Source organism: Candidatus Chloroploca asiatica (assembly GCF_002532075.1).
GTDB lineage: Bacteria > Chloroflexota > Chloroflexia > Chloroflexales > Chloroflexaceae > Chloroploca > Chloroploca asiatica.
This window is the reverse complement of the sequence record NZ_LYXE01000062.1, coordinates 1-23,055: the sequence shown is the minus strand read 5'-3', so window position 1 is coordinate 23,055 and position 23,055 is coordinate 1. Positions and strand designations below refer to the sequence as shown.

General features: G+C 53.0%; 25 protein-coding genes. 21 read left to right on the top strand and 4 right to left on the bottom strand.

What is annotated here, in order from left to right; all coding sequences use genetic code 11:
- The first annotated feature begins 4 nt into the window (after window positions 1-4).
- The 15 genes from wecB (A9Q02_RS05535) (at window position 5) to A9Q02_RS05470 (ending at window position 15,190) form a co-directional block, all read left to right on the top strand.
- Window positions 5-1,072, top strand: a complete 1,068-nt coding sequence (wecB, locus tag A9Q02_RS05535; protein WP_097651361.1) for a non-hydrolyzing UDP-N-acetylglucosamine 2-epimerase — start codon at window positions 5-7, stop codon at window positions 1,070-1,072.
- Between the two features lie 104 nt (window positions 1,073-1,176).
- Window positions 1,177-2,379 (top strand): glycosyltransferase family 4 protein, encoded by a 1,203-nt coding sequence (locus A9Q02_RS05530; protein WP_097651360.1) that lies wholly within the window; start codon window positions 1,177-1,179, stop codon window positions 2,377-2,379.
- A gap of 1 nt (window position 2,380) precedes the next feature.
- Window positions 2,381-3,526: a glycosyltransferase family 4 protein gene (locus A9Q02_RS05525; protein WP_172450671.1), complete on the top strand. Its 1,146-nt coding sequence runs from the start codon at window positions 2,381-2,383 to the stop codon at window positions 3,524-3,526.
- The gene (locus A9Q02_RS05520) at window positions 3,523-5,652 is read left to right on the top strand and encodes a bi-domain-containing oxidoreductase (RefSeq protein ID WP_097651358.1); all 2,130 of its coding nucleotides are present in this window, start codon (window positions 3,523-3,525) and stop codon (window positions 5,650-5,652) included. Before A9Q02_RS05525 ends, A9Q02_RS05520 begins: the two co-directional genes overlap by 4 nt.
- A gap of 93 nt (window positions 5,653-5,745) precedes the next feature.
- The gene (locus A9Q02_RS05515; protein ID WP_097651357.1) at window positions 5,746-6,663 is read left to right on the top strand and encodes a class I SAM-dependent methyltransferase; all 918 of its coding nucleotides are present in this window, start codon (window positions 5,746-5,748) and stop codon (window positions 6,661-6,663) included.
- A 215-nt stretch (window positions 6,664-6,878) separates the two neighbouring features.
- A complete protein-coding gene (gene wecB / locus A9Q02_RS05510) occupies window positions 6,879-7,961 on the top strand; it encodes a non-hydrolyzing UDP-N-acetylglucosamine 2-epimerase (protein ID WP_097651356.1) in 1,083 nt (360 codons plus the stop codon).
- Complete coding sequence (locus tag A9Q02_RS05505; protein WP_097651355.1) at window positions 7,958-9,937, top strand: heparinase II/III family protein; 1,980 nt, start codon at window positions 7,958-7,960, stop codon at window positions 9,935-9,937. Before wecB (A9Q02_RS05510) ends, A9Q02_RS05505 begins: the two co-directional genes overlap by 4 nt.
- Entirely contained in the window at window positions 9,934-11,178 is a 1,245-nt protein-coding gene (locus A9Q02_RS05500; protein ID WP_097651354.1) for a glycosyltransferase family 4 protein, read from the top strand. Before A9Q02_RS05505 ends, A9Q02_RS05500 begins: the two co-directional genes overlap by 4 nt.
- Complete coding sequence (locus tag A9Q02_RS05495; protein ID WP_097651353.1) at window positions 11,175-12,044, top strand: SDR family oxidoreductase; 870 nt, start codon at window positions 11,175-11,177, stop codon at window positions 12,042-12,044. The genes A9Q02_RS05500 and A9Q02_RS05495 overlap by 4 nt, the downstream gene beginning before the upstream one ends.
- Window positions 12,045-12,100: 56 nt before the next feature.
- Window positions 12,101-13,150, top strand: coding sequence for a glycosyltransferase family 4 protein (locus tag A9Q02_RS05490; RefSeq protein ID WP_097651352.1), 1,050 nt, complete (start codon window positions 12,101-12,103; stop codon window positions 13,148-13,150).
- A 417-nt stretch (window positions 13,151-13,567) separates the two neighbouring features.
- The gene (locus A9Q02_RS05485; RefSeq protein WP_097651351.1) at window positions 13,568-13,879 is read left to right on the top strand and encodes a nucleotidyltransferase family protein; all 312 of its coding nucleotides are present in this window, start codon (window positions 13,568-13,570) and stop codon (window positions 13,877-13,879) included.
- The gene (locus A9Q02_RS25320; RefSeq protein WP_097651350.1) at window positions 13,860-13,994 is read left to right on the top strand and encodes a HepT-like ribonuclease domain-containing protein; all 135 of its coding nucleotides are present in this window, start codon (window positions 13,860-13,862) and stop codon (window positions 13,992-13,994) included. Before A9Q02_RS05485 ends, A9Q02_RS25320 begins: the two co-directional genes overlap by 20 nt.
- Before the next feature lie 17 nt (window positions 13,995-14,011).
- On the top strand, window positions 14,012-14,170 hold the full coding sequence (locus tag A9Q02_RS24125) for a hypothetical protein (RefSeq protein WP_172450668.1): 159 nt from the start codon (window positions 14,012-14,014) through the stop codon (window positions 14,168-14,170).
- 309 nt (window positions 14,171-14,479) lie between these two features.
- On the top strand, window positions 14,480-14,803 hold the full coding sequence (locus tag A9Q02_RS05475; RefSeq protein ID WP_097651349.1) for a hypothetical protein: 324 nt from the start codon (window positions 14,480-14,482) through the stop codon (window positions 14,801-14,803).
- Window positions 14,804-15,190 carry a toxin-antitoxin system TumE family protein gene (locus A9Q02_RS05470; protein ID WP_097651348.1) on the top strand — a complete coding sequence of 129 codons (387 nt, stop codon included), beginning with the start codon at window positions 14,804-14,806 and terminating at the stop codon, window positions 15,188-15,190.
- A gap of 24 nt (window positions 15,191-15,214) precedes the next feature.
- On the opposite strand, the gene A9Q02_RS24825 is transcribed toward A9Q02_RS05470, so the two are convergent.
- Window positions 15,215-15,478 carry a hypothetical protein gene (locus A9Q02_RS24825; RefSeq protein ID WP_245860387.1) on the bottom strand — a complete coding sequence of 88 codons (264 nt, stop codon included), beginning with the start codon at window positions 15,476-15,478 and terminating at the stop codon, window positions 15,215-15,217.
- Between A9Q02_RS24825 and A9Q02_RS05465 the strand changes: the two genes are divergently transcribed.
- The 4 genes from A9Q02_RS05465 (at window position 15,374) to A9Q02_RS05450 (ending at window position 19,162) form a co-directional block, all read left to right on the top strand.
- Window positions 15,374-15,625, top strand: a complete 252-nt coding sequence (locus tag A9Q02_RS05465) for a DegT/DnrJ/EryC1/StrS family aminotransferase (RefSeq protein WP_245860385.1) — start codon at window positions 15,374-15,376, stop codon at window positions 15,623-15,625. The two genes, A9Q02_RS24825 and A9Q02_RS05465, sit on opposite strands and share 105 nt — an antisense overlap.
- Window positions 15,626-16,923: 1,298 nt before the next feature.
- Window positions 16,924-17,178, top strand: a complete 255-nt coding sequence (locus A9Q02_RS05460; protein ID WP_167857523.1) for a UPF0175 family protein — start codon at window positions 16,924-16,926, stop codon at window positions 17,176-17,178.
- Entirely contained in the window at window positions 17,171-17,671 is a 501-nt protein-coding gene (locus tag A9Q02_RS05455; protein ID WP_097651345.1) for a PIN domain-containing protein, read from the top strand. Before A9Q02_RS05460 ends, A9Q02_RS05455 begins: the two co-directional genes overlap by 8 nt.
- Before the next feature lie 1,305 nt (window positions 17,672-18,976).
- On the top strand, window positions 18,977-19,162 hold the full coding sequence (locus A9Q02_RS05450) for a hypothetical protein (RefSeq protein WP_097651344.1): 186 nt from the start codon (window positions 18,977-18,979) through the stop codon (window positions 19,160-19,162).
- A 187-nt stretch (window positions 19,163-19,349) separates the two neighbouring features.
- Here the strand turns inward: A9Q02_RS05450 and A9Q02_RS05445 are convergent, their stop codons facing one another.
- Window positions 19,350-19,841 (bottom strand): type II toxin-antitoxin system VapC family toxin, encoded by a 492-nt coding sequence (locus A9Q02_RS05445; RefSeq protein ID WP_097651343.1) that lies wholly within the window; start codon window positions 19,839-19,841, stop codon window positions 19,350-19,352.
- A complete protein-coding gene (locus A9Q02_RS05440) occupies window positions 19,838-20,053 on the bottom strand; it encodes a hypothetical protein (RefSeq protein WP_097651342.1) in 216 nt (71 codons plus the stop codon). The genes A9Q02_RS05445 and A9Q02_RS05440 overlap by 4 nt, the downstream gene beginning before the upstream one ends.
- 141 nt (window positions 20,054-20,194) lie before the next feature.
- Here A9Q02_RS05440 and A9Q02_RS05435 point away from each other — a divergent pair, with 141 nt between their 5' ends.
- Together A9Q02_RS05435 and A9Q02_RS25315 are read left to right on the top strand one after the other, a co-directional pair.
- Window positions 20,195-20,608: a DegT/DnrJ/EryC1/StrS family aminotransferase gene (locus A9Q02_RS05435; RefSeq protein WP_342760468.1), complete on the top strand. Its 414-nt coding sequence runs from the start codon at window positions 20,195-20,197 to the stop codon at window positions 20,606-20,608.
- A 570-nt stretch (window positions 20,609-21,178) separates the two neighbouring features.
- Window positions 21,179-21,724, top strand: a complete 546-nt coding sequence (locus tag A9Q02_RS25315) for a transposase family protein (protein ID WP_097651340.1) — start codon at window positions 21,179-21,181, stop codon at window positions 21,722-21,724.
- On the opposite strand, the gene A9Q02_RS05425 is transcribed toward A9Q02_RS25315, so the two are convergent.
- Complete coding sequence (locus A9Q02_RS05425) at window positions 21,645-22,727, bottom strand: transposase (protein ID WP_172450665.1); 1,083 nt, start codon at window positions 22,725-22,727, stop codon at window positions 21,645-21,647. The genes A9Q02_RS25315 and A9Q02_RS05425 overlap by 80 nt on opposite strands.
- Window positions 22,728-23,055 lie beyond the last annotated feature (328 nt).

Genomic DNA, 23,055 nt, shown 5'->3' with positions numbered 1-23,055 from the left:
AACTATGCGAGTGTTAACTATTGTAGGAGCACGTCCCCAATTCATCAAATCCGCGCCTGTGACTCGAGCACTACGCAACGGTGGATATGAGGAGTTTCTAGTACATACGGGACAACATTATGATTACGGGATGTCCCAAGTCTTTTTTGAACAGCTTCATCTTCCAAGACCCTCTATTAATCTTGATATCGGTTCAGGGTCTCATGGCTATCAAACCGGCCAGATGCTTATCGAAATTGAAAAAGTGATTCTGGCTCAGAGACCTGACTGCGTGCTGGTGTATGGCGACACAAACTCAACCCTGGCTGGTGCATTGGCGGCCGCCAAATTACATGTGCCAGTAGCCCATGTAGAAGCAGGATTGCGTTCATTCAACCGCCAGATGCCAGAAGAACATAACCGGGTATTGACCGATCATCTGTCAGACATTTTGTTTTGTCCAACCAAAACCGCAGTCGACAATCTTCTCCAGGAAGCCATCGCAAAAAATGTTCATCAAGTTGGGGACACAATGTATGATGCGGTGATGCAATTTTCCGATACCGCTCGTGCAAAGTCGGATATCTTGTCCACCCTGAAGATCAAACCTCAAGATTACATATTGGCAACCATCCACAGGCCTTACAATACCGACGATCCGTCTGTATTGTCTTCGATTTGGCAGGCGCTGTGCGCAATAGATCAAACTGTCATTTTCCCAGTGCACCCACGAACACGGCGCAAATTGGAGATGATGGATTTGCATGTACATTTAGCCGGAGCGTCGCTCCGCATCATTGAGCCAGTTGGTTACCTTGACATGCTTGTCCTGGAGCAGAATGCACGCATGGTGTTGACTGACTCTGGAGGTGTGCAAAAAGAGGCATTCTTTTTTGCTGTGCCTTGCATAACCTTGCGTCCAGAGACTGAATGGGTGGAGACCGTCGAGTCTGGCTGGAATATACTGACAAGACCAGATGCCATCTTGCAAGCTGTTTCCGACCACGCCTGGCCAATAACACCACCACCGCCAATCTTTGGTGACGGTAACTCCGCCGCAAAGATCGTAAATATTCTCACAAAAGTCGAGTGAACACAGGGGCCATACAGAGATAACCAACCCAGCAAGGTTGAAGGGTTTGCTGTAAGTGTTGGTCGGCAGCGGTGTGGTTTTGGCATGATGTAGAGGAAAATGTTGTGGAAAGCCAACATCAGCAACTAAAAGTTGATATGCCAACGCCAGTTACAATGTGCGTGGCGAATGATATGCAACAAGATTCGCGCGTGGAGCGTGAGGCCAGCACACTAGCCGCAGCAGGATATCAGGTTGTTGTCCTTTGCATTCGTAAGTCTCCATCCCAACCTAAGCAAGAAGAGCGTAACGGCTACACAATCAGCCGACTCGACATTGTATCGAGACGACTACCTCGACACGCTGTGTTCAACATTGTGAAATTACTCGAATTCCTGATAGCTACTTTCGTTGTTGCACTGAGACAACAATCGATGATCTATCATGCGCACGACCTCCCGACGCTACCAGCTATGTATTTAGCCGCACGATTGCGTCGTGCAAAGGTAATCTATGATTCGCATGAATTGTTTACAGAAACGGCCTATGTGCAGTTTCGCTCAATGTGGCGGCTAATTGAACGATTCTTGCTGCATGGTGTGGACGCTGTCATTGCTGCAAACATCGAGCGCGCAACAGTCATGCACGAGGAGTATGGCGCACGGAATTTGCCCCTAACTATAGAAAATTGCCCGCCACTCTATCAAGGTAAAAGAACTTCCCTGCTTCCGGACTACGTTCGCGAGCAAAGGTGCTCGTGGACGCAGATTGTGCTTTATCAAGGTGGTATTATTCCAGGGCGGTCGGCAGAGACGGTGATCCGTGCAATGCGGTATGCCCCAGCGACTTCAGGGTTGATTTTCTTAGGCCGTATCACTGAGGAGTATAAGGAAAAACTGCTCGTCTTAGCTAAGGAACAGAGCGTCGCAGACCGGGTACTTTTTCATAGACCTGTACCGTATGGTAAACTTCTCGCATACACCAGTTCGGCCACTGTTGGTTTAGTACTCTACGAGAATACTTCACGCAACAATTATCTCTGTGCGCCCAACAAACTCTATGAATACATGATGGTAGGCCTACCAGTCGTTGCTAGCGATTTTCCTCCACTCCGTCGGGTGGTGTCAACTCATGCTGTCGGGGAGTTGGTGAATTCCACGGATCCCGCGGACATAGGACGAGCGGTAACCGCGCTATTGATATCGCCAGAGCGTATGCAGGAGATAGGCATTCTTTCGAAACAGGTGGCATCGGCTCATTATTGTTGGGAAGTGGAGTCGATCAAATTGCTCGATCTGTATACACATTTACGTCAAAGGAATGTTTGATATGCCATCGCCTAAGACTGCTGTGACACATTCTTCAGTTTGTATGTTAGTTACCTCCGATCTCCACCTTGACCCTCGCGTTCAGAAAGAGGCGAAGTCTGCCTCAGATGCAGGGTTTGATGTTACTGTCGTCTGCCGGAGCTATACGGGAACCCCTCTTCCCTACAAAGTCATACAATTTGCGGCAAAAAGAAGGACTTCTAGGCTTGCCAAGCTTGTAGAGCGAACTCTTTCAAATCTCGAAATGATACGAATAGCAACGGTGATGCGGCCGGACATTGTTCACGCAAATGACCTTGACACCCTTCCCGCTGGCTATCTAATCAGCAGACTTACCGGTGCCAAACTTGTCTATGACTCGCATGAGTATTGGCCAGAAGCGGGTCGTGATATAGGACGCGCCAAAAAAATTGTTGGGTATTTGGAATCATTTCTGATTCGTCGCTGCAATGCTACAGTAACTGTGAATCGCTTAATCGCCGAAATGCTTGCAGAGAGATATAAAATCCCGTTGCCTACAGTCGTGATGAATGCTCCTCTATCTGTTAATTCAAGTGAGGACGAGAACAACCTAGAAAGTGTCGGTATACAAACAGTACAAGTCTTGCACCTTGGCATGTTTCATCGAAATAGAGGGCTTGAAGATGTAGTGCGCAGTGCAAGATATATGGATAGTAATATCCATCTGACCTTTATCGGTTCTGGAGACGTCGAACAGGATTTACGATCAATTGCGACAGTTGAAGGTTTAGAGGATAAGGTTTCTTTCCTACCCCCGGTTGCTTCAAATCAGGTTGTTTCGACGGCTTCGAGGTATGATATTGGCCTGATTATGTATCTGCCTCATAACCTGAACAATCAGCTTGCATCACCTAACAAGTTATTCGAATATGTGATGGCGGGTCTGGCACTTGTCGCGCCAGATTTGCCTATTTTTCGAGAAGTCGTTAATACACATCAAGTGGGCGTATTGTGTGAACCAGGAAATCCGGTGGCAATTGCAGCAGCAGTTAATCAAATCGCACGGGATCCTGAGACCATGGCAGCAATGAAACGAAGGTCGTTAGTTGCAAGGAAAAGTTATACCTGGGATTCCGAGGGTGAAAAGTTGCTCAAAGTTTACCGTCAGTTATTGCTGCCAACATGAAACAGATTGCTCATAACCTAAAGACCGGCGAAACTGAACTCCTCAATACCCCAACTCCCACCTGTGCCGCCGGTCAATTTCTCATCGCTACCCGTCGCAGTCTAATCTCTGTTGGCACCGAACGTATGCTTGTCGAGTTTGGCCAGGGCAACCTGATCACCAAGGTGCGTTCTCAGCCTCAAAAAGTGCTTGACAAGATCAAGACTGACGGGTTGCTACCTACTTTGGAGGCTGTCTTTGCTCGCCTCGATCAGCCACTGCCGCTGGGCTACTGCAATGCAGGCGTGGTGTTGGAGGTAGGCCAGGGCGTGACCGGCTTTGCGGTCGGCGACCGCGTGGTCTCCAATGGACCCCACGCCGAGGTCGTAGCTGTGCCGCAGAACCTCTGCGCCCGCATTCCTGATGGCGTGAGCGATGACGCCGCAGCGTTCACGGTGTTGGCTGCTGTGGGCTTGCAGGGCATTCGCCTGGTCAACCCCACCCTGGGCGAGCGCGTGGTGGTGGTTGGTCTGGGTTTGTTGGGGTTGATGACTGTGCAGATGCTGCTGGCAAACGGCTGTCAGGTGCTGGGCATCGACCTAGACAGCCAGAAGTGTGCGCTGGCGCGCCAGTTTGGCGCTGAGGCCGTTGACCTCAGCAATGGTACCGACCCGGTGGCAGCAGGCATGGCTTTTTCCGAGGGGCGCGGCGTTGATGCTGTCGTGATCACCGCCTCGACGAAAAGCAGTGAACCTGTTCACCAGGCCGCGCAGATGAGCCGCAAGCGTGGGCGCATTGTGCTGGTTGGTGTGACTGGGTTGGAACTCTCGCGGGCTGATTTTTATGAGAAAGAGTTGACGTTTCAGGTCTCCTGTTCGTATGGGCCAGGACGCTACGACGAACTCTACGAGCAAAAGGGTCAAGATTACCCCTTCGGCTTTGTGCGCTGGACCGAACAGCGCAACTTCGAGGCTGTGCTCGATCTGATGGCAAGTGGGCGCATGGATGCAACTCCCCTTATCTCGCGCCGTGTCCCGCTGGTTCAGGCTCCTGCCGTCTATCAGGAACTGGTCACGGATCGTTCGCTGCTCGGGGTCTTGCTCACCTATCCCGATGTGCAACCTGCTCTCGAGCAAGTCGTTCAGGTGCAACCTCGCATTGCGAAAGCACCTTTGGCCAGATCTACCCCCCAGCATCAGGTTGCTGTAGGCGTCATTGGAGCCGGTAATTTTGCCTCGCTCGTTCTGATTCCTGCAGTTGTCAAAACCGGTGCTCGTCTTGAGGCGATTGCAACCACGACTGGTCGTGATGCGGCGATTGCGGCACGTAAATTTGGCTTCGCCCAGGCTGTCTCTGATTATCGCAAGATCCTCGAGCATCCGGCGATCAATACGGTCTTCATTCTGACTCGCCATAATACGCATGCCCGCTTGATCGTTGAGGCTCTGGCGGCAGGCAAGCATGTCTTTGTCGAAAAGCCTCTGGCGCTTACCCAGGATGAGCTCGATCAGATCAATGCTGCGCGGCAACAAGCCCCCAATCTTCAGTTACTGGTCGGTTTTAACCGTCGGTTTGCTCCGCTTGCAGTAGAGATGCGCAAGCTCCTTGGTGCTCGTACCGAGCCACTCACCATGATTTATACCGTCAATGCAGGCGCAATCCCGGCGCACCACTGGACACAAGATCCTCTGGTGGGGGGCGGGCGCATTATTGGTGAAGGCTGTCATTTCATCGATCTGCTCCGCTTTCTTGCGGGCCATCCTATTGTCAACGTCAGTGCGCACGCCATCGGTGCCGCGCCTGGCCTGGCGGTGCGTGAAGACAAGATGACCATCACCCTCACCTTTGCCGACGGCTCCCTGGGCACCGTGCATTACTTTGCCAACGGCAGCAAGCAGTTTCCCAAAGAGCGGCTAGAGGTCTTCAGTGCTGGGCGCATCCTGGCCCTCGACAATTTCCAGCGGCTGCACAGCTATGGCTGGGCAGGCTTCAAGGGCCAGCGGCTGTGGCGGCAGGATAAAGGACATGGCGCCGAAGTGGCTGCATTTGTTGAACGAGTTGCGCATGGTGGCTCGTGGCTCATCCCCTGGGAAGAACTGGCAGATGTCACGCAAGCGACATTTGCTGCTGTCGAACAGGTGCAGTAACATTGAAGGATGTTATAAAAACTTCACGAACAAAACCAGTGAATTCGAGTGATTCATGGTTGATTAACGCAGTTAATTCATGACTGTTTTTGTATGCCAAATCAAGAAAGGGTAAATAAAATGCAAAGCATTGACGATTTAAAGCAGTATACAACAGGAAATCCTAAATATCGTCTTACAAATGCAAATGTTTTTGTCTCACAGGATGGCTATCATTACATCGATTATTTGGATCCAGTTGAAAAACTCTCCCCAGAGATAGATGCAAATGCATTGACTGATCAGGTAACTGTTTACATTGAAAACCAACTACAATCTAACCCGGAAAGATTTGAGAAACAAGCCGGCGTGGTGAAGCAGCGGTTCCGTTCAATCAGAGGGAAACGTATTTTGGATATTGGCTGTGGTGGCGGATTATTTCTTTCAAAATTAAAAAAGGATGGCGCACAAGTGATAGGGATTGAATTAAGTGACCCAAGAGCTCAGTATGCGAGAACAAAACATAACCTTGAAATCGTTAAGCGCCCAATCGAGGATGACTTCTGGAAGGATCAGCAGTCATCCTTTGATGTAGTTACATTATGGGATGTAATCGAACATGTCAATTATCCGGAACAGACTCTGAGATATTCTGCAATGATGCTCAAAACGGGGGGATGTCTTTTTATTGACACTCCATGTAGAGATAGTTTTTATCATCGTTTTGGGGAAATTACGTACAAATATACTAACGGAAGATTTCCTACATTTTTAAATGCCATGTATTCAGCGCATCCGTTTGGTCATAAGCAAATTTTTTCGTCTTCAGAAATAAGGTGTATACTTGAAAGAGTTGGACTAGAAGTCGTGTCTGTAACAAAATTTCATGAGCTTTCTTTTCCATACAGTTTTTACTTGAAGAGATTATTGAAATCAGACCTCTTAGTTAACATAGCTTTGCCAGTTGTAAGTGTCTTGCTTTGGTTATTTCCAGTAAAAAACAAAATGTTGGTCATTGGTTGTAAAAAATAGTTTAAAACGTGTCCATTTTAAGCCTACAGTCTGCACAGTCATGTGTTTCGCTATGGAATTTCTGATCCCCAAAGCTAATACATGTCAATTCAATAATTTTTTGGCTTGTGTTTCTTGTTTAATCACTCGCAAAAGATCTGTCAAGCGAATCATATAACAAGTAAATACCTCCTAGGGTTGCTATACCTGAAAATCACTGGGTTAGGAAACAGACAATGAAGCTTATCCATGTCGTCGGTGCTCGTCCCAACTTTATGAAAGTCGCACCAGTGTTACATGCATTGGGTCATTATGATGCCGTCAGGCAGATCATTGTTCACACTGGACAGCACTACGACGTCAACATGTCTGACATCTTTTTCCAGCAACTTGGCATTCCTGCGCCAGACGTGAACCTGGAGATAGGTTCGGCGAGTCATGCTCAGCAGACCGCCCAGATCATGGCCCGCTTCGAGCCGGTCGTGCTTGAGCAAAAGCCTGACATGGTGCTCGTCTACGGTGACGTAAACTCCACGGTTGCGGCGACCCTCGTCTGTGCCAAATTGCTCATACCGGTAGCTCACGTTGAGGCTGGCCTGCGTTCAGGAGATCGCACGATGCCAGAAGAGATCAACCGGTTGGTGACCGATCAGCTTGCCGATCTTCTGTTTACGCCTTCAGTCGATGGCGATCAGAATCTGTTGCGTGAGGGCATTGCTGCCGAGAAGATTCACTGTGTTGGCAATGTGATGATCGATACGCTGGTACGGTTGCAGCCACAGGCTGAAGCGTTATGGCCCGCGTTACAAACTCGCTTTGAATTACACTCCTCTTATGGACTGATTACGCTACACAGGCCTTCCAACGTGGATGAGCCATCTATGCTTGGTACTATTTTAGCAACTCTGAATGATGTAGCTAAAGACTTGCCTCTGCTTTTTCCAATCCATCCACGTACACGCCAGCGCATCCACCATCATGGCCTGGACAAACTTGCCCAACGCATCCAGTTCTGTGATCCACTAGGATATCTCGATTTTCTGGCATTACAGGCCCATGCTTCTGTCGTGCTCACGGATTCTGGTGGTGTGCAGGAAGAGACGACCTATTTACAGGTTCCCTGCATCACTTTGCGGGAAAATACCGAGCGTCCGGTTACTGTTGATGTAGGGAGCAATATCTTGGTAGGGCGAGATATGGAGCGTCTGCTTGAGGAGGTTGCCCGTATCTTGCAGGGTGAAGCAAAACTTGGTGCTATCCCTCCGCTATGGGATGGTCGTACGGGTGAGCGCATTGCTAGTATCCTGCATGCATTATGAGTAGACTACGTCAACTCTCTTTACTACTTACAACAATGCGTTACTTGACGCCATCGCAGATATGGCATCGTGGACGTCGTTTAGCACGTCAGCGTTGGCTACAATATTCTGGTGCGCAACTCGCGTATGCTACGCAATGGCAATACACCTCACCAAACCCTCTTTTTGAAGGCCTCGCCGAGCTAGATGTAGCTCATCAAATCTCGCGGCATATCGAAAGTAGGAACGATGTTGCCAGAGAAATTGCTGAAGGTCGCTTCTTATTTCTGCATCAGACCGAAGAAATAGATAAAATCGGTTGGCACAGCCCGACGGTAAGTCAATTGTGGCGCTATCAATTGCACTATTTCAATTATGTGCAAGATTTACTCATTTGGGAATGTACCGACCCTGCGAACGCTGCATATGCAACGTTCCGTCAGTTAGTCAGATCATGGAATGATGCCAATCAAGCATACCAAGGGGATGGATGGCATCCTTATACCATTGCTCTACGAAGTGTGAACTGGCTTCATGCTATTATTGGCTTTAAGCAATATGTACAGGAAGATGATCTATTTCGCTTCGAGTTAATTGGCAGTCTGTATACTCAAGCACAATATTTATTTCGTAACCTAGAACTTGATGTCCGTGGCAATCATTTGCTAGAAAACATACGTGCGTTGTGCTGGCTTGGCATTGCATTCGACGGTTCTGAGCCACAGCGTTGGTATCAGCGTGGCATTGATTTACTTACGAAAGAGATCGAGGAACAGGTTCTTGAGGATGGGGGACATTTTGAACGTACCCCGGGTTACCATCTGGTTGTCTTGAAAGATCTCCTCGAAATTGCGCTGTGGCTGAAGCGAAATCATCGTTCTTGCCCCGATGAACTGCATCAAGCTATTCACCGAATGCTGGATTTCTTACTGGCCCTGCTGCCTCAAAATGGTCTTGTGCCTTTATTCAAAGATACAGCCTGGGATATTTCGCCTAATCCCTTTGACCTATTGAATGTTGGTGCCATATATTTTGATGACCCGAGATATAAACTAACCGAAGAATTTGGTCTTTATCCCTTCTTGCTATTTGGTCAGAGGGGGTGGGATAAGTTTCAAACCTGGCCTGTAAGCAAATCTTCGCAAACATCATGCCTGTTCAAGCATAGTGGTTGGGCGCTTATCTGTAACCCTTCTAAAGATGATTTTTGCATCATTGATGTCGGAAAACCTTGCCCAGACTATCTTCCTGCTCATGCCCATGCGGATCTGCTTAGCTATGAACTTACCATTGATGGTCAACGTATCATTGTTGACTCTGGTGTTTATGAGTATACTCGTGGTCATTGGCGAGACTATTTCCGATCAACACGGGCTCACAACACAGTAGAAATAAATGCAACCAATCAATCGGATGTCTGGTCAAGTTTCCGCGTTGCGCATCGCGCTCAACCAGACTCGGTTTTTTTTCATCAATCGTCAGAGTGTGTGTTAGCTCAGGCTTCACATAATGGCTATTGTCGTCAACATCCACCTGTTACTCACAGACGTACGATTGTCTGGTGCCAGCAAAAATTCTGGTTATTTGTTGATGAATTATGGGGAGATGGTAAGGTTCAGTCTAGTAACCATATTCATTTGCATCCTGATGTTGATCTTCAACCTGTCAATCAAACCACCTGGCAGTTCATTAATACAAAACGAAGCCTTTATCTGCTGGGTTTTGGGCATGACTCATATCTTTATAGTAAAGGCCAGAAAGAGCCGTTTTATCAAGGATGGTATTCCGAAAAATTTGGGAACCTTCTATCAAACCAGGTGTTAACTTTACAGAAGGACGCTGTTCTTTCTTGTGTGCATGGTTATGGTATCTTTTATGATGTTCCTGGAAGCATAGAGATGGTATCTGGTTTTTCGGTGCCGAGAATTGTGGTTTCTTATGCGGATAACTCCTACATGCTTGAATTATCACCACAAGTTCCCCCGGTTTTTCTATGAATATTGCTGTTTATTCGCACTACTTTGCTCCCGAAATTGGTGCTCCGTCTGCCCGCATCTATGATTTAGCTCAGCAGTGGCTTGAGAAAAATCATCAAGTGCAAGTAATTACTTGTTTTCCCAATCATCCTACTGGCCAAGTCTATCCTGGTTATAAACTTCAGCGGTACATGTATGAGATTTTAGATCGCATTGAAGTGCATCGCCATTGGACATATATAACACCAAATAAAGGTATTGCAAAGAAAACTCTTGGCCATATTTCTTATCTACCTGCTACATTGTTGTATAGCAATCCTCATATAAGCAGACCGGATGTTGCCATTGGAACTTCGCCAACTTTTTTTGCTGCCATGGCTGCAATTGCCACAGGAATACAGCGCAAAATCCCCTTTGTCATGGAGGTACGTGATTTGTGGCCTGCCTCTTTTGAGGATCTAGGTATTCTTACAAATCGACAAATGCTTGCTTTGCTGGAAACATTAGAATTGTGGATGTACCGAAGGGCAACGCGTATAGTTACTGTCACCAATGAGTTTCGTAATAATCTTATTGCGAGAGGGGTACCAGCCGACAAAATTGTGACCGTGTATAATGGTGCTGATATCCAATATTGGCAGCCACAACCCTCTCCAGAAGATCTCCGTAAGAAGCTGGGGCTCCAGGGTAAATTCATCGTCCTCTATATCGGGGCACATGGAATTTCTCAGGCATTAACCACAATCTTGACTAGTGCTGCTCAATTACAACCTCATCCTGAGATACAATTTCTCTTTGTTGGTGAAGGAGCTGAAAAAGATCTGTTAATGCAACGTGCTCAAGAGCAGAATTTATCCAATGTCCATTTTCATGATCCTGTCACCAAGCTTGAGGTGCAGCAATTTTATGCTCTGGCCGATATATGTCTTGTTCCATTGCGTGATATTCCTCTGTTCAAGTTTTTTATTCCTTCAAAGATGTTTGAAATTATGGCTATGGGTCGCCCCATTGTAGCCAGTGTCGCTGGAGAGGCTGCAACAATTTTAAACCGTTCTGAAGGTGCTATTGTAGTTAATCCTGAAGATGCGGATGCGATCGCACGATCAGTCCTGCAATTGTATCAACATCAGGCCCAACGGTATAAGATGGGTGAGCAGGCACGAGCTTTTGTTGTCAATCATTTTTCACGATCACTCCTTGCTGATCAATATCTTGAGGTTTTACACGAAGCACGCCAAGTTTATCACTATAAGAGAACATGAAAGTATTAGTAACAGGTAGTACTGGTTTCACGGGTTCATACGTAGTCCCAAAGTTGTTAGAAAAAAGCACTGAAGTACGTTGCCTGGTGCGCTCTACGAGTGACACTTCGATACTTCCTCAGGGGCAGGTGGAGTTAGTATATGGCGATTTAAGTGATCTCCATAGCTTAAAATTGGCTTTGCAAGGTGTTGATGCAATTATTAATGTAGCTTCAATAGGTTTTGGACACGCGCCAGGTATTGTGCAGGCTGCTCTGGAAGCGGGTGTTCAACGGGGCGTATTTGTAAGTACAACGGCAATTTTTACCTCATTGAAAGCTAGTAGTAAAAAAGTTCGCTTAGCAGCTGAAGAGGTAATTCAAAAGAGCGATCTTCAATATACAATTATACGACCTACAATGATTTACGGGAGTTCTCGTGATCGTAATATGTGTCGTCTTATTAACTATATCCGTCGTTTTCCTTGCCTACCCATTGTCGGAAATGGTAAAAACCTCCAACAGCCTGTCTATGTTGACAATGTTGCACAAGCTATCGTAGATAGCCTCTTGACTGAAAGTACTCTACGTAAATCCTATAATATTAGCGGGGCTGCAAGTCTTACATTTAATCAAGTTATTGATACTATCTCAAATTTGTTAAACAAACGCATCTATAAAGTTTATCTGCCGTCATCACCTGTTATTGGTATGTTGCAGTTTTTCGAGCGGATGTCCGTTTCGATTCCTGTGAAGTCAGAGCAAATTCAACGTCTTAACGAAGATAAAGCTTTTGATTATACAGATGCACAACGAGATTTTGGTTACGCGCCCTACTCCTTCAAAGAAGGTGTCACCCTACAACTTCGGCAGATGGGCCTCCTTTAGCATCGTTATGATTTCTGCAGATATCATAACCCTGAATATGTTTAGTGGGGCCAGTAGTGACTGAGATTTTTTGGAGGCTTGTTCCATTCTTTATTGCAGCAACGCTTTCATATGTAGGTGTGATGCTCTTTCGTCGCTGGGCTGAGCAGCGCATGCTTGATATTCCCAACGAGCGTAGTTCGCATACCCGGCCAACCCCGCGCGGGGGTGGTTTGCTGATTGTGCTAGTGACGTTTGCTGGGTTGTGGCTTGCTGTTGTGCTATTTGATTTGCGTGACTTGCTCCTCGAAATCAGTGCGTTCACTGTGGGTGCGGCGTTGATCGCGTGGATCAGTTGGCTTGACGACCTGCGCCCTGTCGCGAACCGGGTGCGTTTTGGTGCCCATGCCATTGGTGCGCTGCTCATCTTGATCTTTGTTGGCTTCTGGCGCGTTCTTGATGTGCCCCTGTTGCCCTCTTTCACCCTCGGATGGTTAGGCCTCCCGATTACCTTCCTCTGGCTCGCTGGCCTCACAAACGCCTACAACTTTATGGACGGCATTGATGGGCTCGCCGGCGGGCAGGCGGTCGTAGCGGGTTTGGGATGGTTTGCCCTTGGCCTCATCGTTGACGTACCCTTGCTCACGTTGATGGGTGCCCTGATCGCAGGCAGCAGCCTTGGTTTTCTCGGGCACAACTGGCCGCCAGCGCGCATCTTTATGGGCGATGTTGGCAGTGCCTTCCTTGGCTTCACCCTGGCAGCCGTGGCCGTCTTTGGGGCCGTCGAAGATCCCCGCCTAGCCGCAGCGGGCGTGCTCGTCGTCTGGCCGTTTGTCTTTGACACCACCTTCACCATCCTACGCCGTCTCCAGCGCCGCGAAAACATCTTCGCCGCGCACCGTTCGCACCTCTACCAACGCCTCGTCATCGCCGGATGGAGTCACCGCAGCGTCACTCTGCTCTACCTTGGATGGGCCGTGCTCAGCGTGATCATCGCCCTGCTCTGGATGAGCGCCGTGCCTGGCAGTGCGAGCGCCGCAAGCATCGTCCCGCTGCTGAGCGCCGCCCTGCTGTGGCGCACCGTTGTCGTCACCGAACGCACCGTTGGTCAGCGCAACGCGGTGTAGCGCGGGAGGACATTTTTTAACGCAGAGACGCAGAGGCGCAGAGGTAAAAAAAGAAACGCTGCGCCTCCGCGCCTCCGCGCCTCTGCGTTAAACCTCCGGAACGCCTGTCATTTTGATGCAAAGGCGCAAAGGGGTAAAAAAGATCTTTGCGTCTTTGCGTCTATCAAACGCCGTGTGGTCAGGGCACATCCCTAGGCGACACGGCGTTTTTGGTGTGGGTGGCGGGGGGGTTGACGCAAAGGCGCAGAGACGCAAAGGTTCAAAAAGGATCTTTGCGCCTTCGCGTCTCCGCGCCTCTGCGTTAAAACCTCCGGAACGCCGTGGTACCTGCAAAACACCCCAGGACGATGGCCGCTATGCTATACTATCTCACCAGAAACCCTGGGAGACCGTCGGCGCATGCGGAGGCAAAAAGAGATGCCCGTGACCTCAAAACAGGAAATCCTGACCCTGCTTGCCGCGCACGAAGCCCCTATTCGGCGCTATGGTGTGACCCGCTACGGACTCTTTGGCTCGTTTGTCCGGAATGAAGCGCATGCCGAGAGCGATATTGATGTGCTTGTGGAGTTTGACCCAGCTCAGAAAACATTTGATAATTTTATCCAACTCGCCTGGTATCTCGAAGACCTTTTTGGACGACCGGTTGACCTGATTACCGCTGACTCATTAAGTCCCTATCTCGGGCCGCGTATTCTCCAAGAGGTTGAATATGTCTCGCGTCGTACGTGATCGCCTCATTCATGCTTATTTTGGAATTGATTATGATATCGTGTACGATGTCATAATCAATAAGATACCCGTACTTCACCAACATATCCTCTTTATTCTGGAGGAAGAGGAGTAAGCGAGCAGCGATTCAGGGTGGTCATTGTTATTCAGCCCATCTTTGAACGCTACGAACGCAGCGGGGGCAGCGTCGCCGAAGCCTTCTTCCGCGACGGCCTCTCCCTCCCCTCGGGCTCGAACCTCACCGAGCAAGACCTCGAGCGCGTGGTAGCGGTCGTGCGGCGCGCATTTTGACGCAAAGGCGCAGAGGCGCAAAGATTCAAAAAGATCTTTGCGCCTCTGCGTCTTTGCGTCTATCAAACGCCGTGGTACCAGGGCCTCGCCTGGGTGCCACGGCGTTTTTGGTATGTGGCGGGGGCGTTTTGACGCAAAGGCGCAAAGGTAGAAAAAGAAACCCTGCGCCTCTGCGTTAAAACCTCCGGAACGCCTGTCATTTTGACGCAACGGCGCCAAGGTTCAAAGCGCATCCCTGGTATGGTTCACAAAGATATGATATCCTGGAAGGCATAGATGGTATGAAGCCGTGACCCAAGGAGGGCGTCTATGACCTCCGGCCAACAGACCTTACGTAAGATCCAATCGTTGGAACAACTCTATCGTCGTGGATACCACAGTGACATGATTGATACCACGATTGAGCAACTTATCGCTCGAGAACAGACACAAGCCAAACAAGCCTTCGCACGACTGACAGCGACTCTTCATGAATTTGAGGAGCGGTATCAGTTCTCTTCTGAGGATTTCTATCGCCAGTTTCAAGCAGGGGAACTGGGTGATGAAGCCGATTTCTTTGAATGGAGTGCGTTCTACCAGATGTGGTTAGCGACCCAGGAGCAGATCAACCTCCTGAACGCAGCGGGTGGCTAGGTGGACACACAAGACTACCTGGCTGACTTGAAAGCCAAGCTTGCGAGCAGTTCCCTCGTTGTGCATATTGATATCATACAGGAATATGCCACCCCCACCCAGGGCTTCTTCCGAGCAAGACTGACGCTCTGCAACCATGACTTTCTCGAAGTTGCCGAATTCTTCCAGAGCAGGCAAGCACGGATCCAAACGACGGAATACCGATATCAGTGGATGGATGCTGAACGCCGCCTGCTGAGAAAACGCTGGGATAATGCCCCGCATTATCCCAACTTGCCCAATTTTCCCGATCATGTGCATATTGGCGAAACTGGCAGCATTGAACCGGGTCAGGTACTGAGCATTCTGGAACTAATTGACCTGATTCAACAAGAACTTGACGCATAACCGCGATCTCCATGCTCATGCCACCTACGTAACCGCCTCACTGATCTGGAGCGCGTCGTCGCAGTGGTACGGCTGTTGATTGACGCCAAGGCGCAGCGGCGCGAAGGTCGAAAAAAGATCTTTGCGCCTCGGCGTCTTGGCGTCAAAACACCCTCGTGGGGGCGGCACACGCGCTGGCTCACGGTGATCACCATTGACCCGGCGCAAAGCGGCACTGATCGCGAGGCAATCCGCGTAGCGCTGGAAGCGGAGCACATCGAAGCGCGCCCAGGGTGGAAACCAATGCACCTCCAGCCCATCTTTGAACGCTACGAACGCAGTGGGGGCAGCGTCGCCGAAGCCTTCTTCCGCGACGGCCTCTGCCTCCCCTCGGGCTCAAACCTCACCGAGCAAGACCTGGAGAGCGTGGTAGCGGTCGTGCGGCGCGCATGTTGACGCCAAGGCGCAGAGGCGCAAAGATTCAAGACGAGATTTTGTGGGGAATGGCTGTCGCGACTTCGCCTGCTGGCTCAGGATGCACAAAAGGCAATTTTCCGTGCCGCCAGCCATGTCATTCCGAACGGAGTGAGGAATCTTCATTGCGGCGCATGGAAGACCCCTCGCTACGCTCGGGGTGACATGGCTGGCGCAGCGGGGTGACATTGCTGGCGCGGCGGGGTGACAAGGAGGATGCCTTGGGGTGCCACGGCGGGCGCAGCGGGGGTGCCAACGCCATCCATGTCATTCCGAACGGAGTGAGGAATCTTCATTGCTACGCATCGAAGACCCCTCGCTGCGCTCGGGGTGACAGTGCTGGCGCAGCGGGGGGCAGGGGTGCGCGATGGGGGGCCACGGCGGGCGCGGCGGGGTGACATGGCTGGCGCAGCGGGCTACCAACGCCATCCATGTCATTCCGAACGCAGTGAGGAATCTTCCCTGCGGCGCATGGAAGACCCCTCGCTGCGCTCGGGGTGACAGTGCTGGCGCAGTGGGGTGACAGGGAGAGCGCAGCGGGGTGACATGGCGGGCGCGGCGGGTGACACGGCGGATGCCTTGGGCTTTATCTACGCAACAACGTGCTGATGATGCATTGCCATCCGCTCGGCGTTTCGTTCCGTTGACGCGCGATGTGCAAGCCCTGGTTTCCAACAAAGAACCGGATTCCTCTTGAACCTCCGCGCCTCCGCGCCTCTGCGTTACAACCTCCGGAACGCCTATCATCTTGACGCAAAGGCGCAAAGGTAAAGAAAGAAACTCTGCGTCTCCGTGCCTCTGTGGTACACCCCAAAACGCCGTGGTACCAAGGCCTCGCCTGGGTGCCACGGCGTTTGTGGTGTGGGTGGCGGGGGAACGGCTGTGATCTTGACGCAAAGGCGCCAAGGCGCGAAGGTCGAAAAAGAAACGCTGCGCCTCCGCGTCTCTGTGCCTCTGCGTTACAACCTCCGGAACGCCGTGGCGTCGGCCTTGCGCGACGGGTGGATTTTCTGCTCGTGGTGCGGTACACTACCCCCATAGCTTTGCTATCGCACTTGCTGACGGATGTTTAGGTGTAGGGTGTGCCGCCCCGGTGCCAGCTTGGGGGAACCTACAAGCCTTGGCGCGAGGGCGTCCCGCCCTCGTCGTGCGTATGAGGGCAAGCTGCCCTCATTCCCAGGAAAAGCGTAAACACGCACATGTCGCGCCCGTTTGCTCGGCAGTGGGCGATAGGCTACACGATGGATGGGCAGGGCCATCGCTTGGCAGAGGAGACAACGATGTACGATGTAGTGGAAATACAGTTGCCAGGGGATATTCCGCAGATGCTTAATCGGACACCGGAAGAACTGGCGCGTGATATGCGGCTGTACGCGGCGCTGATGCTCTTTCGTATAGGTAAACTCTCATCCGGTGCTGCGGCCCATATGGCAGGTGTGCCACGCATGATGTTTTTGGATTTGTGTGCTGACTACGATATTCCTGTGTCGGCAATCACGGGGGAAGATCTGCACCGCGAGTTAGCCGATGAGTAGACGGCCTTTGGTTTGCGATACCACCCTGTTGCTGTATCTGGATCGCATCGGTCAGATCGGTCTGCTTCACGCTCTTTTTGAACCGGTCTATGTGCCGGAGTTGGTTTGCTTAGAGTTGGACATGGGGCGCTTGATGCGGCCAGATACGATCAATCCTGGCAAGTTCAATTGGATGCTGGCGGTCTCTGTTGATCACAGTGAACAAGCTGCCTTACCACCTAATCGGCTGGGGCCAGGTGAGCAAGCTGTGATAGCCTATGCCAGGTCGCATGTGGGCTATGTGGCTGGGCTGGATGATCGCCAGGCGCGTCTGTTCGCCGAGCGTTTGGAAGTGAGCGTTGTAGGAGTTATTGGTATCCTGATAAGGGCAAAAAAGGCCGGTCTGATTGTAGCAGTTCAGCCACTCTTAGATGACTTACAGCGATGCGGGTTTCATCTTGCGCTTGATTTATACGAGGAGACGCTGAAATTGGCAGGTGAGAAAGACGCTTGATCTGGCAGCATATGGTGCCGACCTGGAGCGCGTGCCGGTGGTGGTGCGGTGCGCATTTTGACGCCAAGGCGCCAAGGCGCAGAGATTCAAGAGGAAACTCCGCGCCTCTGCGTTACAACCTCCGGAACGCCGTGTTGCCAGGGCAAGTCCCTGGGCAACACGGCGTTTTTGGTGTGGGTGGCGGGGGGAACGGCGGTGATCTTGACGCCAAGGCGCAACGGCGCAAAGGTTCAAGACGCGATTTTGCGGGGCATGGCTGTCGCGACTTCGCCTGCTGGCTCAGGATGCACCAAAGGCAAGTTTCCGTGCCGCGCATAAAAGACCCCTCGCTGCGCTCGGGGTGACATGGCTGGCGCAGCGGGGTGACATGGCTGGTGCGGCGGGGTGACAAGGAGGATGCCTTGGGGTGCCACGGCGGGCGCAGCGGGGTGCCAACGCCATCCATGTCATTCCGAACGGAGTGAGGAATCTTCCCTGCGGCGCATGGAAGACCCCTCGCTGCGCATGGAAGACCCCTCGCTGCGCTCGGGGTGACATTGTTGGCGCGGCGGGGGGCAGGGGTGCGCGATGGGGGGCCACGGCGGGCGCAGCGGGCTACCAACGCCAGCCATGTCATTCCGAACGGAGTGAGGAATCTTCCCTGCGGCGCATCGAAGCCCCCTCGCTACGCATGGAAGACCCCTCGCTGCGCTCGGGGTGACAGTGCTGGCGCAGTGGGGGGCAGGGGTGCGCGATGGGGGCCCACGGCGGGCGCAGCGGGCTACCAACGCCATCCATGTCATTCCGAACGGAGTGAGGAATCTTCCCTGCGGCGCATGGAAGACCCCTCGCTGCGCTCGGGGTGACATGGCTGGCGCGGCGGGGTGACACGGCGGGCGCGGCGGGATGACACGGAGGATGCCTTGGGGTGGCGGAGGATGCCTTGGGGTGACATGGCTGGCGCAGCGGGGCTACCAACGCCATCCATGTCATTCCGAACGGCGTGAGGAATCTTCATTGCTACGCATGGAAGACCCCTCGCTCCGCTCGGGGTGACATGGCTGGCGCATCGGGGTGACAAGGAGGATGCCTTGGGCTTTATCTACGCAACAAAGTGCTGATGATGCATTGCGATCCGCTCGGCGTTTCGTTCCGTTGACGCGAGATTTGCAGGCCCTGGTTTCCAACAAACAACCGGAAGATCGTGGCTCCTCTTGAATCTCTGCGCCTCCGCGTCTCCGTGCCTCTGAGTTAAACCCTCCGGAACACCTGTCATTTTGACGCAAAGGCGCGAAGGCGCAAAGGTAAAAAAAGATCTTTGCGCCCTTGCGTCTTGGCGTCAAAACAGCGTGGCCCTGGAAGCCGAGCACATCGAAGCGCGCCCTGCTCTGGATGCGTGCCGTGCCTGGCCGTGAGATCGCCGCAAGCCTCGTCCCGCTGCTGAGCGCCGCCCTGCTGTGGCGCACCGTCGTCGTCACCGAACGCACCGTTGGTCAGCGCAACGCGGTGTAGCGCGGGGGGACATTTTGACGCCAAGGCGCGAAGGCGCAAAGGTAAAAAAAGATCTTGGCGCCTCTGCGTCTTTGCGTCTATCAAACGCCGTGTTGCCAGGGCACATCCCTAGTCGACACGGCGTTTTTGGTGTGGGTGGCGGGGATCCCAGGTTTACCCTCACGCGACGGAGCATCGTGCAACTTGATCAATCTGGTTGCACAGGATGGGTGTCATGCGCTGTTCCTGCCGAGCCTTGTCCCGACGCATGAATGTTGCCTGCTGCGGCATCGGCAGGGCTGTTGCTCTGAGGCTCAGTACGAACGTATGGGTATGTACGTATCTTGCCATCAAGTGAAACTAATGGACAATCATAGGTACGAGCTGTTGCGACGATAAGCTGATCGGCAGGGTCTCTATGAAAAGGTGGTGGCAACTGGGTAGACGCAATCGCAATCTCTGGTGTGAGTGGTAACAAGCGCATACCAGGGTAGGAGAGCGCACGTTGCATCCAATCCGCGATGCCCATTGGCAGCGTCAGTCGGCCATACTCAACCAATTTAGCAACTTCCCAACAGGATATGGCACTAATGCCCAAACCTTGTGCTTCGTGATGACGAATATATTCCTCGTAGCCTGTTGGGAGTTGCTGATCTTGGTGGATCCACCAGACCCAGATGTGCGTATCGAGGATGATCATGGAAGGATGCTCCAGTCATCTTCACTCACGGGCTCAAAGGGGGCATGATAGACAACTGGTGTGCCCCGGAGGGGATAGCGCTCAGTTGTCGTCGTGCGTGATTCTGGCAGCAGGATAATGACTTCAACGGCTTCGCCACGCGGAAAGGGGAGATTGACAATTTTGATTGAGCCATCAGGCGCAATGGTCGTTTCTACACGATAAGCTTGCATCGGCGGCCTCTTGTTCACTGACTTGTGTGGTTGCAGGTATTATACAAGAGCATCGTGTGATCTGGCGAGATCCTTCTCGCCCGAAGCTGAGAGCCAAGACGCAAATGTTATATCTTTGCGTCTTGGCGTCTATCAAACGCCGTGTTGCCAGGGCCTCGCCTGGGTGCCCCGGCGTTTTTGGTGTGGGCGGCGGGGGGACCGGCTGTTTTTGACGCGAAGGCGCAAAGGTTCAAATCAACCTTTGCGCCCTTGCGTCTTGGCGTCAAAACACCCTCGTGGGGGCGGCACACGCGCTGGCTCACGGTGATCACCATTGACCCGGCGCAAAGCGGCACTGATCGCGAGGCAATCCGCGTGGCCCTGGAAGCCGAGCACATCGAAGCGCGCCCAGGGTGGAAACCAATGCACCTCCAGCCCATCTTTGAACGCTACGAACGCAGCGGGGGCAGCGTCGCCGAAAGCTTCTTCCGCGACGGCCTCTGCCTCCCCTCGGGCTCGAACCTCACCCTGGAAGACCTCGAGCGCGTGGTAGCGGTCGTGCGGCGCGCATTTTGACGCAAGGGCGCAGAGGCGCAAAGGTTCAAGACGAGATTTTGCGGGGAATGGCTGTCGCGACTTCGCCTGCTGGCTCAGGATGCACAAAAGGCAATTTTCCGTGCTGTGCATAGAAGACCCCTCGCTGCGCTCGGGGTGACAAGGTGGGCGCAGCGGGGTGCCAACGCCATCCATGTCATTCCGAACGCAGTGAGGAATCTTCACTGCGGCGCATGGAAGACCCCTCGCTGCGCTCGGGGTGACAATGCTGGCGCGGCGGGTGCCACGGCGGGTGCGGCGGGGTGCCACGGCGGGCGCGGCGGGGTGACGGAGGATGCCTTGGGGTGGCAAGGCGGGCGCAGCGGGATGCCAACGCCATCCATGTCATTCCGAACGCAGTGAGGAATCTTCACTGCGGCGCATGGAAGACCCCTCGCTCCGCTCGGGGTGCCACGGCGGGCGCAGCAGGGGTGCCCCTGTGTTTTTGTCAAGTGAAAAGTGGCTCTCCCGCACTTTCCGTGCAGGCAGGACGAGAACCAACATGCTCGAAGAGGAGGTTTAAGAACATGTTTGTCGTAAGGCAAGAATCTGATGTTGATCGAGAATCTGTTCATCCCTGTTGGTGCCGCCCTCCAGATGACCGCTGCCGACTTCACACCCGAAGGCATCCGGGTTGACCTCCACACGACCACCCAGACCGCCGACTGCCCCACCTGCGCGGTGACCACGCACCAGGTGCATAGCCATTACCAGCGCCGTTTGGCGGATCTGCCCCTGGCCCAACTGCCCGTCCGCATCCACCTCCACGTTCGGCGCTTTCGCGGTGCGACTCTCGGCTGTGGTCGCACCACCTTCACTGAGCCGGTGCCGGGGCTGGCCATTCCTTCTGCGCGCCGAACCACCCGACTGCGGGCAGAACAGCGCCAACTCGCCCTGGATGTGGGCGGCGAACCAGGGGCACGTCTGGCCCGGCGCCAGGGCATGGGCCCTCACCGGCTTTCACTTTCTTATGGTGTCATATGTACACAAATTGCCAACCTTTCACTTTCTGGTGGGGTCAGAGGTACACAAACCAGAAGACGGCCAGCGGACGGTCGAAGGTGCGGCAGCGGTTCTGCCATGCGACGGCCAGCGTAAACAAACTGCGGTGCCACGCATCGGATGGTCCCGTATCGAGGAGGTGACGATAGCCACGCTTGACCAGCCACCGCCCAAGGCTGACAAACCACAGGTAGATGAGACACACCAGGATGATCAGCCGATGGAACCGCTCATGATCCGTGATCGCCGTTTTCCCCAATGCAAAGCCCCCACTTTGCCAGTCGCGGAACATCGTCTCACTCCACATCCGGCGGCTGCCAATCCGGTACGTTCGCCAGGTCGCGGGCAGGTTGGTCATCACGGCGTAACAGGTCAGCACGCCACGGTCGTCCTTGTCCCACCAGGCCAGGACGTTCACCGGGCCGTGCTGGTCTTCGGTCAGCCAGACCTGATTCAGGTAGACGACCGTCTCGCGATCCGGCAGCCAGGTGTGCAACGCCTGAGCCGCCTGCGCAGGGTCGGTGGTGACCGTCACGTTCCCCCGGATGCCCAGGATGGCGTCCCAGCCGTGGCTGCGGATCCAGGTAAAGAGGGCCTGCGAGCGAAATTCGCTGTCGGCATGGACCAGCACGCGCACCTCGGCGGGCAGGAGGGCCACAGCGGCAGTCAACACGGCGTGCTGATCGGCCAACGCACTGGAGCCTCCGTGGTCCAGGATGCGCCAGACCAAAGGGAGAGAGCGGCGGCGAAAGCCCAGGCTGGCGACCAGAACGTTTTGGTCGCCGGTGAGCACCACCCGATCCAGCAGCAGGTGGACGCGCTGGCGGCGCAAGCCCGTCAACGCCGCTTGCACGATCGGCTGATAGATGTCCTCGGCGGTGAGTTTGGCATTCTCCAACAGGCGGCGGAAGCGTTGGATCTTGCTCGCTTGGGCGGTGTCGAGGGGCATCGCGTCCGCCACCCGTTGCTGATGGGATGCGACGGACTGGCTCATCCCCGTCAACACGCAGGCCAACGGGTCACGCAAGCGGGGGCGCAGTTCAGGCAGCGCAGTGGTCAAGCGAGCGGCTATGGTATCATACCGGGTCGAGGTGGACATCGTGAATCCTCCATACAGTGTGATTGGTGCTGGCACGCATATCATACCGAAGGAAGGCATCCTGTCCACCTCGAATCAAAAAGTGAAAGCCGGTGAGGAAGGCTCCCCTTAAGGTGGATCCATTTGTCAGGCTCTGGCGCACGTTGCGTGATCAGGTCATGACGCGTTCAGTAAGGTGGACCCAATGTCAAGCACACGTTTTGGGCCAGTTTTCCGTGCAGATGCCTTCCTTCACCTGCTGAAAGCCTTGACACCAGAGTCCAGACAGCGTGCCAGGGCCAATGGCTGGGGGTTGGTCGGGGCCAAGTCGCCCCGGCCGAGATCGGAA

Bases quoted from the DNA above. Each gene is read 5' to 3' on its own strand.
- A9Q02_RS25320 (WP_097651350.1), top strand. From the start codon at position 13,860: ATGTCTCGCGTCGTACGTGATCGCCTCATTCATGCTTATTTTGGAATT.
- A9Q02_RS25315 (WP_097651340.1), top strand. From the start codon at position 21,179: ATGTTGATCGAGAATCTGTTCATCCCTGTTGGTGCCGCCCTCCAGATG.
- A9Q02_RS05520 (WP_097651358.1), top strand. From the start codon at position 3,523: ATGAAACAGATTGCTCATAACCTAAAGACCGGCGAAACTGAACTCCTC.
- A9Q02_RS05440 (WP_097651342.1), bottom strand. From the start codon at position 20,053: ATGCAAGCTTATCGTGTAGAAACGACCATTGCGCCTGATGGCTCAATC.
- A9Q02_RS05525 (WP_172450671.1), top strand. From the start codon at position 2,381: ATGCCATCGCCTAAGACTGCTGTGACACATTCTTCAGTTTGTATGTTA.
- A9Q02_RS05495 (WP_097651353.1), top strand. From the start codon at position 11,175: ATGAAAGTATTAGTAACAGGTAGTACTGGTTTCACGGGTTCATACGTA.
- A9Q02_RS05500 (WP_097651354.1), top strand. From the start codon at position 9,934: ATGAATATTGCTGTTTATTCGCACTACTTTGCTCCCGAAATTGGTGCT.
- wecB (WP_097651356.1), top strand. From the start codon at position 6,879: ATGAAGCTTATCCATGTCGTCGGTGCTCGTCCCAACTTTATGAAAGTC.
- A9Q02_RS05505 (WP_097651355.1), top strand. From the start codon at position 7,958: ATGAGTAGACTACGTCAACTCTCTTTACTACTTACAACAATGCGTTAC.
- A9Q02_RS05460 (WP_167857523.1), top strand. From the start codon at position 16,924: ATGTACGATGTAGTGGAAATACAGTTGCCAGGGGATATTCCGCAGATG.
- A9Q02_RS05515 (WP_097651357.1), top strand. From the start codon at position 5,746: ATGCCAAATCAAGAAAGGGTAAATAAAATGCAAAGCATTGACGATTTA.
- A9Q02_RS05455 (WP_097651345.1), top strand. From the start codon at position 17,171: ATGAGTAGACGGCCTTTGGTTTGCGATACCACCCTGTTGCTGTATCTG.
- A9Q02_RS05475 (WP_097651349.1), top strand. From the start codon at position 14,480: ATGACCTCCGGCCAACAGACCTTACGTAAGATCCAATCGTTGGAACAA.
- A9Q02_RS05425 (WP_172450665.1), bottom strand. From the start codon at position 22,727: ATGTCCACCTCGACCCGGTATGATACCATAGCCGCTCGCTTGACCACT.
- A9Q02_RS05445 (WP_097651343.1), bottom strand. From the start codon at position 19,841: ATGATCATCCTCGATACGCACATCTGGGTCTGGTGGATCCACCAAGAT.
- wecB (WP_097651361.1), top strand. From the start codon at position 5: ATGCGAGTGTTAACTATTGTAGGAGCACGTCCCCAATTCATCAAATCC.
- A9Q02_RS05485 (WP_097651351.1), top strand. From the start codon at position 13,568: ATGCCCGTGACCTCAAAACAGGAAATCCTGACCCTGCTTGCCGCGCAC.